Annotated in this window: 14 protein-coding genes; 8 read left to right on the top strand and 6 right to left on the bottom strand. The window is 46.5% G+C overall.

Annotated features, from left to right (window positions below; all coding sequences use genetic code 11):
• Nucleotides 1–2: 2 nt before the first annotated feature.
• Nucleotides 3–671: an ABC transporter ATP-binding protein gene (locus FEM55_RS04940; RefSeq protein WP_138280174.1), complete on the bottom strand. Its 669-nt coding sequence runs from the start codon at nt 669–671 to the stop codon at nt 3–5.
• A 191-nt stretch (nt 672–862) separates the two neighbouring features.
• Between FEM55_RS04940 and FEM55_RS04935 the strand changes: the two genes are divergently transcribed.
• Nucleotides 863–1,549: an arylesterase gene (locus tag FEM55_RS04935; RefSeq protein WP_138280173.1), complete on the top strand. Its 687-nt coding sequence runs from the start codon at nt 863–865 to the stop codon at nt 1,547–1,549.
• A 14-nt stretch (nt 1,550–1,563) separates the two neighbouring features.
• On the opposite strand, the gene FEM55_RS04930 is transcribed toward FEM55_RS04935, so the two are convergent.
• The 3 genes from FEM55_RS04930 to FEM55_RS04920 form a co-directional block, all read right to left on the bottom strand.
• The gene (locus tag FEM55_RS04930) at nt 1,564–1,848 is read right to left on the bottom strand and encodes a hypothetical protein (protein ID WP_138280172.1); all 285 of its coding nucleotides are present in this window, start codon (nt 1,846–1,848) and stop codon (nt 1,564–1,566) included.
• Between the two features lie 107 nt (nt 1,849–1,955).
• Nucleotides 1,956–2,522 carry a hypothetical protein gene (locus tag FEM55_RS04925; RefSeq protein ID WP_229209094.1) on the bottom strand — a complete coding sequence of 189 codons (567 nt, stop codon included), beginning with the start codon at nt 2,520–2,522 and terminating at the stop codon, nt 1,956–1,958.
• 162 nt (nt 2,523–2,684) lie between these two features.
• On the bottom strand, nt 2,685–2,849 hold the full coding sequence (locus FEM55_RS04920; protein ID WP_109673765.1) for a lmo0937 family membrane protein: 165 nt from the start codon (nt 2,847–2,849) through the stop codon (nt 2,685–2,687).
• Between the two features lie 188 nt (nt 2,850–3,037).
• On the opposite strand from FEM55_RS04920, the gene FEM55_RS04915 reads away from it, so the two are divergent.
• The 7 genes from FEM55_RS04915 (at nt 3,038) to FEM55_RS04885 (ending at nt 9,940) form a co-directional block, all read left to right on the top strand.
• Nucleotides 3,038–3,853: an alpha/beta hydrolase gene (locus tag FEM55_RS04915; protein ID WP_138280171.1), complete on the top strand. Its 816-nt coding sequence runs from the start codon at nt 3,038–3,040 to the stop codon at nt 3,851–3,853.
• Between the two features lie 35 nt (nt 3,854–3,888).
• Nucleotides 3,889–5,130, top strand: a complete 1,242-nt coding sequence (locus FEM55_RS04910; protein ID WP_138280170.1) for a glucuronyl esterase domain-containing protein — start codon at nt 3,889–3,891, stop codon at nt 5,128–5,130.
• Between the two features lie 34 nt (nt 5,131–5,164).
• A complete protein-coding gene (gene fucP / locus FEM55_RS04905; RefSeq protein WP_138280169.1) occupies nt 5,165–6,412 on the top strand; it encodes an L-fucose:H+ symporter permease in 1,248 nt (415 codons plus the stop codon).
• A gap of 7 nt (nt 6,413–6,419) precedes the next feature.
• On the top strand, nt 6,420–7,319 hold the full coding sequence (locus FEM55_RS04900) for an ROK family protein (RefSeq protein WP_138280168.1): 900 nt from the start codon (nt 6,420–6,422) through the stop codon (nt 7,317–7,319).
• A gap of 33 nt (nt 7,320–7,352) precedes the next feature.
• Nucleotides 7,353–7,928 (top strand): YceI family protein, encoded by a 576-nt coding sequence (locus FEM55_RS04895; RefSeq protein ID WP_138280167.1) that lies wholly within the window; start codon nt 7,353–7,355, stop codon nt 7,926–7,928.
• A 17-nt stretch (nt 7,929–7,945) separates the two neighbouring features.
• Nucleotides 7,946–8,515: an NADPH-dependent FMN reductase gene (locus FEM55_RS04890; protein WP_138280166.1), complete on the top strand. Its 570-nt coding sequence runs from the start codon at nt 7,946–7,948 to the stop codon at nt 8,513–8,515.
• A 234-nt stretch (nt 8,516–8,749) separates the two neighbouring features.
• On the top strand, nt 8,750–9,940 hold the full coding sequence (locus FEM55_RS04885; RefSeq protein WP_138280165.1) for an acetyltransferase domain-containing protein: 1,191 nt from the start codon (nt 8,750–8,752) through the stop codon (nt 9,938–9,940).
• A gap of 25 nt (nt 9,941–9,965) precedes the next feature.
• Here FEM55_RS04885 and FEM55_RS04880 read toward each other — a convergent pair whose 3' ends face one another.
• Nucleotides 9,966–12,080 (bottom strand): alpha-amylase family protein, encoded by a 2,115-nt coding sequence (locus FEM55_RS04880; RefSeq protein WP_138280164.1) that lies wholly within the window; start codon nt 12,078–12,080, stop codon nt 9,966–9,968.
• Between the two features lie 100 nt (nt 12,081–12,180).
• The gene (locus FEM55_RS04875) at nt 12,181–13,317 is read right to left on the bottom strand and encodes an MFS transporter (RefSeq protein WP_138280163.1); all 1,137 of its coding nucleotides are present in this window, start codon (nt 13,315–13,317) and stop codon (nt 12,181–12,183) included.
• Nucleotides 13,318–13,366 lie beyond the last annotated feature (49 nt).

Below are 13,366 nucleotides of genomic sequence, written 5' to 3'. Positions count from 1 at the left end.
GTTTATTCAACAATTTTGCCGCCTTTGATTTGGATGATGCGCTGCGTTTTTGCAGCAAGGTCAAGGTCATGCGTGACGAGCACCAGTGTGGTGCCGGCTTCTCTGTTCAGGTCAAAAAGCAGCTTCACAACCTTCTCGCTTGTTTCGGCATCGAGATTTCCGGTCGGTTCGTCGGCAAATAAAATACGCGGTTGATTGGAAAATGCGCGTGCCAGCGAAACGCGCTGCTGTTCGCCGCCGCTGAGTTGCGTTGGATAATGATGACTGCGTTCTGCAAGCCCGACTTTATCAAGCAAGTCCAGTGCACGCGGCCTGATGTTTTTTTCGCCCCGGAGTTCAAGCGGAACCATCACATTTTCAAGGGCTGTCAGTGTCGGCAACAGTTGAAAGTTCTGGAAAATAAAACCGACATACCGGTTCCGGACTGCCGCAAGCTGGTCTTCGTTCAGCCCGTTCAATTTCGTTCCGTGCAGTTCGACCGTTCCGGAAGTAGACCGGTCGAGTCCGGCGCACAAACCGAGCAATGTCGTTTTTCCGCTTCCGGAAGGTCCTACAATGGATAATGTGGATTGTGCTGCTATGGAGAAATGGATATTATCCAGAACGGTCAGGGTACGTTCTCCACTTTTATATATTTTACTTACCTGTTTCAGATCGAGTATGGTATCCATCAATTGTTATTAAATTTACATCCGCAGAAGTTCCGGTTCCGGAAACCTGCTTTCAGCCTAATTTGGTTCTTTTGACCCGTGTGGCGTATAAATATAGTGTAAACGGCGTTTAAAACTAAATAAGCGGCTTGTGTGCCGTTACGCGTTTTTAACACGCGTCTTTTTAGAAATTTTTAACTAGTATATTCCATATGAAATTTTCCGGGTTACTGTTCCAGTTTGTTGTCGTTGCTGCGCTGCTTTTTTCATGCAAAAGCGAAAACAAGGAAAACGCCTCCGATAAAGTCATCAATAATCCTGCCGAAGCAAAGGCACCGGCCGAGAAAAGAAAAACAATCGTATTTTTCGGTAACAGCCTGACGGCTGCATACGGGCTGGACGATCCGCAGCAGGGATTCGTCGGGCTGATCCAGAAACGCATTGATTCGCTGGGCCTGAACTATAAGGTAATCAATGCCGGTGTAAGCGGCGAAACGACTTCAGGCGGAAACAGCCGGATCGACTGGCTATTGAAACAGCCGCTGGACGTTTTTATACTGGAACTGGGAGGAAACGATGGCTTGCGCGGGATTCCGGTTTCGGAAACAAAAAGGAATTTACAGGCCATTCTGGATAAAGTCCATGCAAAATACCCGGAAGCAAAACGGGTACTGGCCGGCATGCAGATCCCGCCGAATCTGGGACGGAAATATGCATCCGATTTCCGTGAAGTTTATGCAGATGTTGCCAAAAAGAATGATATAACCCTGATCCCGTTTTTACTGGAAGGAGTAGGAGGCGAGGCAAAGCTCAATCTGCCGGACGGAATCCATCCGACTGCGGAAGGACATAAAATTCTGGCGGAGAACGTTTGGGTAATAATAAAAGACCTGCTCTGAAAGCACCGGTATGCTTAATTCGGCTTGATCATTTCCCAGAGTTCCATTTTAGTTTGAAGGATTTCTTTTTTGGTAACGTAATTGTCAAAAGAATCCGTTTCGGAACCTTTGCTGATCTTGGGCGTTACAATCCGGAGTATGTAATCGCGGTCACTGAACGGGTCAAACCACCTTTCAGTACCGGCTTCTTTCACAAAAATAAGGTACCCCCAGTTACACTGGCTCTGATGTACATATAACCATACCGATACTTTGACCTGACTTCCGTCTTTGCGTTGGAATACCTTTTCGTGCGTCATTAATATTGTTGTTATGCCCGTTTATTCTCTACGGATTACGGTTTTCCGCAAGTGGAAATAAGCATAGAACGTATTCAAATCAAAATGATTCACAAAAAGATAAATTTTCAGACTGTATAAATTTCGTTTCCGTGCAGCTGCCGGGCACCGTGATTGTTCCAGGCTGTGATGATTTCAATACGGTCTTCAATAGTTCTCGGCTTGAAAGATAAGATAACGCCGCCGTCTTTGATTCCGGATTCATAAGCATCAGCATGTTCTTTCGAGAAGCCCGATGCCGACAATGCACCAATTATTCCGCCCGTTACACCCCCGGCTCCGGCGCCTGTCAGTGCAGCCAGCAGAGGTCCGGCAACAGCAATTCCCAACGGAGGGATTACGACCGCAGTTCCAATGGCAGCCACCGCTCCGGCAATTGCGCCGGCTGTTCCACCGATTGCAGAACCGATTCCGGCCTTTTCCATCGTTTTGCCCGAAGATGCTGTACTTTCTTGATCAGTACCGGAATGATGGATACGATGCGTCTCATCAGAAATCACTACACTGATTTCTTCCGGCGTATAACCGCGGTATATCAGTTCGTCATAAGCTTTCTGTGCTTCTGTTTTGCTTGCAAATGCTGCATTGACCAATGTCGGTATTGGGTTCTGGTTTTCGTTATCTGTATTCATCATCAGGATTTTAACAGTTTATTGCGACGTCTATTATGGCTGAAAGTAAAAACAATTATGCCAATTTTTGGGTACGTGCGGTATCTACGTGGAGGTAACAAAAAAAGAAAAGCCCGGAACCTTGCTGAAAACACAGGTTCCGGGCGTTGCTATATGAATGGTTTTTTACACAACTCTGTCGCCGCGGATCAAACGAAGAATGATTGCAATAACGGCAATTACAAGAAGTACGTGAATGATGTTTCCAAGTCCGAAACTTGCAAAACCGAAATATCCAATCAGCCACAGAATGACCAGAATGACAGCGATTGTATAAAGTAAATTTCCCATTGTATTATTGTGTTTGAGTTGTTTGTAATAAAATCATTTGTATCAATTTAGGTGCCACAGATTATACGTTTAAATAAATCCTTATATTTTCCCAGAATTCTACAATATTGAATCTTTTAATAAGCAATTTTGCTTCAAGTTGTAGAGATTTTTCTCAAAACAGTAACAAAAAGATTGATCCGGTTACAATGAAAAAAACATTAATGCTGCTTGCTTTCCTGTTCGGTGTCTATTCCATTTCCATGGCTGCCTCGGTCGATACGGTGGAAACTTACAGCAATGCCATGAAGAAGTCGGTTAAAGCTGTTGTTATCAAACCGGATCAGTACAATGCTTCCAGAGAATTTCCGGTTGTATACTTGCTGCATGGCTATAGCGGTAACTATGCCGACTGGGTTACAAAGGCCAACGGTTTTCAGGCAGCAGCCGATCTGTACCATATGATCATTGTATGTCCGGACGGTGGTTACAGCAGCTGGTACTGGGACAGTCCGGTGGATGCCCAGTCGCAATACGAAACGTACGTTTCCAAAGAACTTGTAAGCTGGGTTGACAGCAAATACAAAACGGTAAAAGACCGGAAAGGGCGTGCCATTACCGGTTTGAGCATGGGCGGTCACGGCGCATTGTATCTGGCTTTCCGGCATCAGGATGTTTTCGGTGCTGCCGGAAGTATGAGCGGCGGTGTCGATATCCGGCCGTTTCCGAACAATTGGGAAATGGCACAAAGACTCGGTTCTTATGCCGAACAGCCTGAAAGATGGGAACAGCATACGGTCATCAATATGCTGCATCTGCTGAAGCCCAATGCACTTGCGCTGATTATCGACTGCGGAACCGAGGATTTCTTTTACAAGGTAAATGAAAAGCTGCACGAAAAGCTATTGTATAACAACATTCCGCACGATTATATCACCAAGCCGGGCGCACATAACTGGCCGTACTGGAACCATGCCGTCAAGTATCAGCTGTTGTTTATGAATGAGTATTTCAGCAAAAAATAATGATCTCAAATTACTATTCTGCATCGGTTATGGCTATGAAAAAGTTTCCTTGCGCTTTGATGATCCTGTTGCTGGCTTTTCCGGCTTTCGCCCAGGAATTATCCGGAACATTGCCTGACCCTTTAGTCTTTAACAATGGCGGGAAAGTAAAATCTGCGGGCGAATGGAAGCAGCGGCGAAAGGAAATCCTGCAAATCCTGACTACGCAGATGTACGGCACTTCGCCGGGACGTCCGGAAAAAATGCGGTTTGACGTTTTCGACACGGACAAAAATGCACTGAACGGAAAGGCAACCCGGAAACAGATTACGGTACACATGCAGGAAAAAGGAAAAGAAGCTAGTTTTGACCTGTTGATGTACATTCCGAACAAAGCAAAACAGCCGGTTCCGGCCATCATCGGGCTTAACTTTCTCGGAAATCATGCAATTCATAACGATCCGGGCATAAAGCTGACGAATGTCTGGGTGGAAAGCAGTAAAATGTTTCCCTGTGCAGTAAACGGAAAAGCAACAGAAGCCTGCCGCGGTAAAAATGCGGCGCAATGGCCGCTGGACAGTATGATGGATGCGGGATTCGCTTTGGTAACCCTGTACCGCGAGGAAATTGCTTCGGACCGGAAGGAAGAAATGTTTCAAACAGGCGTTCATACGCTTTTTCCGGAACTGCAGAACCGGGAGGATAATTTCAGTACGATGGCTGCATGGGCCTGGGCGCTGAGCCGGGGAATGGATTATCTGGAAACGGACAAGGACATTGATGCGAAGAACGTGGCGGTTTTCGGTTTTTCCCGGCTGGGAAAAGCTGCCCTCTGGGCCGGCGCAACGGACGAGCGCTTTGCCATGGTGCTGAGCAACGAATCGGGTGCGGGCGGCGGAAAGCAGTTCAGGCGCGGAACCGGTGAAAATATACGCAGGTTATGTACTGTATTTCCGCACTGGTTTGCCAAAAGTTTTTCCCGGTACATGGACAAGGATCAGCAACTTCCGTTTGACCAGCATTTTGTACTGGCGCTGATTGCGCCCCGGCCGGTTTATCTGGCAACGGCGCAGGGCGATGTCAATTCTGATCCGGAAGGAGAATTTGAAACGGCAAAAGCTTCAGATGCGGTTTACAAATTTTTGGGTACCAAAGGATTCCCCGGAACCGTATTTCCGGCTCTGAATCAATCAGTTTATGCACAAGTCGGGTTCCATATACGTCCGGGCGGCCATGATGTTACAAACTTTGATTGGATTCAGTTTTTAAATTTCTCTAATTTACATTTGCAACATTAGAATCTACATACCTTTTAATCTACTATTCAGCTAAATGAGCACCTATTCCCCGCCGGTTACAAAATCAGCAGCCAAATTCACCGAAAATAAATATTTGCTGACCTTTATTTTCGTTACTTCCCTTTTTATGTTCTGGGGAATTGCCATTACGATGGCCGATGTTCTCAACAAGCACTTCCAGCATGTTCTCAGCCTGACCAAAACGCAATCGGCATTCGTTCAGTTTGCCATTTTCGGCGCTTATTTTGTAATGGGTATTCCGGCCGGATTGTTTATGAAACGATTTGGTTATAAAAACGGCGTACTGCTCGGACTTTCGCTTTTTGCAGCCGGTGCATTCCTTTTTGTGCCTGCGGCGGCAGCGGCATCTTTTACCTATTTCGGAATTGCCCTGTTCATTCTGGGCTGCGGGCTTTCCACGCTTGAAACCGTTGCGCATCCGTTTGTAGCCGCACTCGGCGATCAGCGCACAAGCGATCAGCGGATTAATTTTGCACAGTCTTTTAACGCACTGGGCGCCATACTGGGGCCGGCAATCGGTTCTTATTTCCTGTTACGAAGCAATGTAGAAGGCAGCACGGACCTTACTTCTGTAAAAATGCTGTACATCGCAATCGGCAGTGTAATTTCTTTAATTGCGATCAGCTTTGCTTTTGTAAAAGTGCCGGAACTGATCGATCCGCACATGGCTGAGACAGATCCGGATGCAGCAAATACCGATTCGGCACCGGGCAAAAGCCTGATCCAGCACAGGCATTTTGTCTGGGCGGTTATTGCGCAATTCTTTAATGTAGCGGCACAGGGCGGAACGTGGGCGTTTTTTATCAACTACGGGCATGAGAAAATGGGCTTTTCAGATGCTACTGCGGGAAATTACATGGTTTTGTTCATGGGCATGCTGCTTGTAGGACGTTTTGCAGGTACTTTTTTGATGCGCTTCATTGCACCTCCGACCTTGCTGGCCATATTTGCACTGGGTAATATCCTGATGTGTGTGATCATTGCACAAAGCTTCGGCTGGCCTTCGTTTATTGCCTTGCTGATGATCAATTTCTTCATTAGCATCATGTATCCGACGATCTTCAGTCTTGGCCTCAAGAACCTGGGCGCACATACACAGCAGGCTTCTTCCTTTATTTCCATGGGCGTTGTGGGCGGAGCGGTTTTCCCGTTTGCAATGGGCGCCGTGGCGGAATACGATGTTGCAGCCGCATACTATCTTCCGATTCTATGCTATTTCATGATTTTCTTGTTTGGTTATAAATTTTATAAAGTACGTTAATTAGTAAATGAAGCTCTGGGGAATTGATTTAGGAGGCACGAAGATCGAATGTGCTGTATTGGATGCGGATAAAAATCTGGAAGTGGTAGCCCGTATGCGCCTTCCGACAGAATCGGCCCGTGGTTATGAACATATCTTGTCTCAGATCAAAAAACTGATCGATATGGTTTCCGGTGAGGTGCAGGAAAAACCTTCCAAAGTAGGTTTTGCAACGCCGGGCGTACTGGAACCGGATTCGCAGCTGATGAAGAATTCCAATACCATTTGCCTGAACGGACAGCCGCTGAAAGCAGATCTTGAAAAAGTACTTGGTATTCCGGTCCAGCTTGCCAATGACGCCAATTGCTTTGCACTGGCAGAAGCTTTGATGGGTGCCGGAAAGGATTATCCTGCGGCAGAAGTTGTTTTTGGCGTCATCATGGGAACAGGCGTTGGCGGCGGACTGGTCGTAAATAACAAAATCATTGCGGGTCATCACGGTATCGGAGGCGAATGGGGACATAACATTCTGGAAGAGAACGGCGAGCCGTGTTACTGCGGAAAATCAGGCTGCGTGGAACAAGTTATTTCAGGTCCGGCACTTGAACGTTTCTACGAGCGTACTAGTGGTAGCAGGCTTTCCCTGAAAGAGATTCTGGAAGCGTATCAGGAAGGTAAAAATGAGCATGCGGTAGCAACAATCGAACGACTGCTGGAATATTACGGAAGAGCGATTTCCACGCTGACCAACGTACTTGATCCGGGACTGATCGTCATTGGAGGCGGTGTAGGCAACATCGATCTACTTTATACGGAAGGCTATGAACGCATACGGAAATACATTTTCAACAAAGGTGTGATTACAACCCCGATCCTGAAACCGAAGCTGGGCGACAGTGCGGGCGTATTTGGTGCAGCGTTATTGTAAAACAGTTTTTTAACCTCTAAACAATCCATCCATATGAAAAAGCTTGTACTTGTATTCCTGTTCCTGAATTGCTCCCTTTTTGTTTCCGCACAATCTGTCTGGAAAAGCGACAAGGCACATTCGCAACTAAAATTTGACATCACGCATTTGGGCGTTTCCACCGTTTCCGGTGCATTTACCGACTTTGATGCAACGATCACGGCCTCCAAACCGGATTTCAGCGATGCCATATTTGCACTTACCGCAAAAACCGAATCCATTAATACGGGTGTGGACAAACGCAATGAACACCTGAAATCAGCCGATTTTTTTGATGCAGCGGCAAATCCGGAAATTACTTTCAAGAGTAACACGGTTAAAAGTGCAGGCAAGGACAAATTTCAGGTAACCGGCGATCTGACCATGCACGGCGTTACCAAACCCGTAACACTGGAACTTACGCACCGCGGAACCGTTACGAACCCGATGAGTAAAAAACCAGTTGCCGGTTTCCGTGCGACCGGAACTGTAAAAAGAGCTGATTTCGGTATCGGTCCGAAATTTCCTGCACCGATGCTCAGCGAAGAAGTAATGATTATCGCCGATGGTGAATTCGGCCCGGCCAATTAAAACAATTAAACTGATTTATGTACAAGCTTAAAGTTATTTCGTCCACTGTAAGACCGGGCAGAAAAGGCCCTTTGGTAGCAGCATGGATTCTGGAAGTTGCACGCCAGCACGGCAGTTTTGAAGTAGAATTACTCGATCTCGGCCAACTGGACCTGCCGATGATGAACGAGCCGAACCATCCGGCCATGCGCAAGTATGAACATGAGCATACCAAAAAATGGAGTGCAACCATTGATGAAGCCGATGCCTTTATTTTCGTGACTGCAGAGTATAATTTCAATTATCCCGCTCCGTTGAGAAATGCACTGGAATACCTGGTTCAGGAATGGCATTTCAAGGCGGCCGGTATTGTAAGCTACGGAGGCGTAAGCGCGGGTACTCGCGCGGCAAACAGTCTGAAAGGCGATCTGGCCACGCTAAAAATGGTGCCCTTGACCGAAGCTGTCAATTTCCCATTCTTTATCAATAACATCAATGAACAGGGAGAATTTGTCGCGAATGAAACTTCGGTAAAAGCGGCAAAAACCATGCTGGATGGAATTGCAAGGTGGACGAAAGGCCTTCAAGGAATCAGGGAAAATCAGTAAAGTCCATTTTTTGAAAAGCTTGATAAAACCAGGTGATCTGTAAGGTTATCTGGTTTTGTTTTTGAAGCCGGTTTATCAGTTATTTTCATAATTTGGCTTTTGATGCAATCAGGCCGAAGCGTATCTGCCGGCGGTATGTTCAGCTGAATATTGTAGGCAGTTTATGGCAAGTAAATCGTTTTACTGCGTTGCTTTTACTGCATAATCATCCGTTTCTTTAAACAGATCCATTGCATGAGTACTGCCGGAATCAGTCAGCGTATCCGTTCCATCGATACCGTTCGCGGCGCCATCATGGTCATTATGGCGCTGGATCATGTCCGTGACTATTTTCACATTACTGCTTTCACAGCCGATCCTCTCGATCCGCAAACGACAACGGCTGCTCTTTTTTTTACAAGATGGATCACACATTTCTGCGCACCGTCTTTTTTATTGCTTTCCGGTATTTCTGCATACTTGTCGGGACAAAATAAAAGCACTTCGGAAAGTTCCGCTTTTCTGATCAAACGCGGATTCTGGCTCATTATCGTGGAAATAACTTTCATGACCTTTGCCTTTTCATTTGATATAACGTTCAAAACGACGTTTCTGGCTGTGCTCTGGTCGCTTGGATGCAGTATGCTTTTACTCGGACTGCTGATCCGGTTTTTCAGTCCGAAAACCATTTTGATAATTGGAATGGTCATTTTGTTTGGCCATAATCTGCTGGATTATATCAAGCTTACTCCCAATTCGGCACTGGACATTTTTCTCGGAATTCTGATGACAGGCGGTGCAAGGTTTTATCCGCGGGGCGACGGCGGCATGCTGGCATTTATGTACGTGATTCTGCCCTGGGCCGGACATATGCTTGTGGGTTATGGCCTCGGAACGCTTTACAAAAGCAGTTTTCCGAAAGCGAAAAGACAAAAGATCCTGATCTTAGCAGGCCTTGCTGCCGTGGTATTGTTTGTAGGATTAAGGTTTGCAAACGGTTATGGCGACCCTGTGCATTGGTCCGGACAAAAAACGGGAGCAAGGACTTTCCTTTCCTTTCTGAACGTTACCAAATACCCGCCTTCACTGCTTTTTACACTGATCACGCAAGGTCCGTTGCTTATTCTGCTTGCGTTTACGGAAAACAGCAGCAACCGTATTGCCCGGATTTTAACCGTTTACGGCAGAGTGCCGTTTTTTTACTTTCTAGGTCATTTTTACCTCATCCATACCCTGACGATGATTGCGGTGCTTTCATCCGGCTATACTTGGCAGCAGGCCACGGCCCCCGATCTGTTTTTTAAATTTCGGCCAGCCGATTTCGGCTACGAACTGGGTTACGTATATCTGGTATGGATCGCTGTTGTTGGGCTCATGTATTTTCCATGCAAGTGGTTTGGTGAACTGAAAGCCCGCAAACGTTCTCCATGGCTGAGTTACCTTTAAGTGATATCAGAATAGCTGACAGATTTCAGTTCCATTCCATGACAATGCCTTCAAATCCTTCCAGTTTGTCCAGTTCAAGATGGATAAAACCGTCTTTGGTTTGAAATTTAACGGCTCGCCCGTTTGCTAATGCGAACACTTTCTTCGGCATTTTTTCCGATTTGATCCTGAATTCAAGATGATAAAGCGGCAAAGGTTCAAAATAGGTGTTACCGCTGAAACCCGTGAGATTGACAAGATGAAGAATCATGCCGTCGCTCGTTTTCTTCTCCCGGCTGGCGTCCGTATTTTTTACAAATTCCTTTACGATGACTTCCACACGCGCCGGTGCATTGGTCTGTATGGTTTCTTTGGCCTCGGGCAGAATATAGTCGATTGCATCCAGAAGTAAATTCTTATGCTCCTGATAACCATGTACATAGTATAACTTTCCAAGATTTACGGGAAAAATGACCGCTTTGCTCTTTCCATGATTTTTAATTCCCATGGCATGATAACCCGTCAGATCGTGGCCGCCGATGATTTCAGGCGGGCCCGGACGACCTTTGGCAAGGATCGGAAGCAGCTGCTGATCTGCTCCTTTCAGATCGTATAATCCAAGATTGAATTTCCAGAAAAGCATTTTTTGTCCCGGAAATCTTTTGAAGATCCTTCTATCGTCCGGAACAAGGTAATTGCCTGCGCCGTCATTGTCTTTCTTTTCAATTTTGGCTCCGAACAATTCCTGCAAGGTTTCAGGACTGTCGAACAGGCTGCGGCTTGTTGCAATCAAATGGGTGCCTTGTCTGCTTGCCTGTTTCAGCGTTTCAAGGGATTCCGGTTTCAGGTACGTAATTTCCGGCAGGATCAGTAATTTATAATTTTTCACCTTCTCTGCCAGATGTGCGATTTGTCCGTCTTCTATAATATCAAAGGGAATATGCGCTTCCTTTAACATCAGCTGGATGCCGCGGTATTCCTGCATCGGCTCGCCGCTGGGCCATGCACCGGGCGCGATAACGGCTATTTTGGCAACGGACTGGTACTTTCCGAAATAAGGCTCATTTTTTTTATGAAAAGCGTATACTGTCCGGATTACGTCATAATTTCGTTCATCTTCATAGCCGCGCATGTCGCCCATCATGCTCAGGTCCAGCCCGGAGCCATTCGCAATATTTTCGTAAAGCCTGATCTGGACTTCCTGTGGTTCGACGGCATTGTAGCGCGACTGAAATGAAATCTGCTGGATACTGGCATTGCTGATAATATGTTCCGGAAAAGAATTCACGGCATTCGCAACGTTGTCCGAAGCGGTATAAGGCCAGTAAGGCAGCGTAGTCATGCTTTGCGATTCATGGCGGATAATGTCCACAAATTTGTCTGAATAAGTACAGATTGCAATCTGGCTGTTTCTGGATTTCACCAGCTTGTGCAGCCTTTCAGACCAGTCTTCAACGGTTTGCTTTTTGAATTCAAGGTATTTCTGGAACAAAGTATCCGCCTTGTTTTCCTCCGTTGGTAACTTCATCCCTCCTGAAAATGCTGTAAAACGTTTTTTATCGTAATCATTCTGGTCAATGCCGTGGTATTTGCCTTCATACGGGTTATTGACCTGATATCCCGGCATGTTCAGAAAAATCCCGTCTACCGGAAAAAGACTGATGACTTCTTCAATGATTTTAAAAGCTTTTTCCTGAACATAAGGTGCATTGATGGAAACCACATACATATCGGTATTGATGATCCGCTCGCCTTTTGGCGAAATATAGCACCAGTCGGGATGCGCCTTGAAAATGCTTTCATGCACCCGGCTGAAATCAAACCGTACAATGACCCGGATGTTCTTTTCATGACATTTCCGGATGACATCTCCAAGAATGTAATTGTCTGTGGAGTAAGGATTCTGATAGTGAAAGTCAAGCTTGGTCGGGTAAAACGCCATGATCCCGCCTGCATTGATGAGCAGCGTATTGGCCGAATACTTTTCCAGATCGGCCACGATGGAATCTGCATGAATAGTGGCTCCTTCGTACGCCGGAAGGTTCATCTGTATAACGCGCAGATTATTTTTCTTCCACCAGAAATCTTCTTTTTTAACCGTCTGGGCAAAGAGAGAAGCGGCACATAAGCAGATGCAGATCAGCACTGTAATTTTTTTCATTCGTAAATTGAAAGTCATTTTGAAGAAAAGCCGGCTGGTATTTGTCATCTACTGATTTATGATCTGATGCAAAAAGGTATAAATGGAGGCTGGCGACAGATCATTCGCGATGCCTGTATGTGAACGCAACGATAAAAAGCAAGGCGCCGACGATTCCCAGAGCTATGGATAGCGAAGTAATCTCCGCAATAAAGCCGATGAATGCAGGCCCGACAAGCTGCCCGGAATAACCCAGCGTTGTAACGGCCGACAAGGCAATGGAAGGAGGGATGTTGGGAAAACTGCCGGCTGCTGTGAAAAACACAGGCACGACATTGGCCGCGCCCAGTCCGACCAGTACAAAGCCGGCAATGGCAGCCAAAGCCGAAGGTACCAGAACGGCCAGCAGAAATCCGGAACCGGCCAGCATGGTGCCGTAGAACACTACTTTGGCAGGGCCAATGCGGTGAATGATTTTGTCGCCGGTCAAACGCATAACTGCCATGGCGACCGAAAATGCAGCATAACCGACGCCGGAAAGCGACGGATCAAAGTTTCTTGAAAACTGCAGAAATACAGCACTCCAGTCGAGCATGGAACCTTCGGCAAGAAATAGTACAAAACACATTAGCCCCAGATACAGAACCGGACCTTTTGGTAACTGAAAGCCCGTACTGTCTATTTGTGCTTCTTCCGAATGCGGAAGCAAATACCTGGATTGCGTCACAGCAATCAGGATCAGTAAAGCCGAAATACTGACCGCAGCAACCGTAGGGGACAAGCCTGCTTTAATGAGAAAGCCAAGACCAATGGAACCAATCAAGCCGCCCAGGCTGAACATGCCGTGAAAAGAAGACATGATGTGGCTTCCGTGACGTTCCTGAACAACGACAGCCTGTGCATTCATGGAAACATCAATGCACCCGATCCCGGCACCGAAAACAAACAGCGCAGCAGCCAGCTGCCACGAATTCTTTGCCATCAGCAGCATAGGAAGCAACAGGGCGATGATAAAAGCGGCGATCAGCGCAATTCTTCTGCTTCCGAATTTATTGATCAGGATTCCGGTCAGCGGCATGGTGAAAATGGCGCCCGCACCCAGCGAAAGAAGCACAACGCCGAGATCGGAATCATTGAGTCCGAGCGAGATTTTTGCAAAAGGAACCATTGGAGCCCAGCTTGAAAGGCCGATTCCGCAAACGAGGAAAATGAGTAAAGTTGCTCTTCGGGCAGCACTGATTTGTAATACTTGATCCATGAATACGAGATTAAAAAAATGATCAGAGCTGCAAATTAGTAGAAATCTG

The organism is Dyadobacter sediminis (assembly GCF_005860765.1).
Classification (GTDB): domain Bacteria; phylum Bacteroidota; class Bacteroidia; order Cytophagales; family Spirosomataceae; genus Dyadobacter; species Dyadobacter sediminis.
The sequence above is the reverse complement of the archived record's forward strand: the minus strand, read 5'-3'. Positions and strand labels throughout refer to the sequence as shown.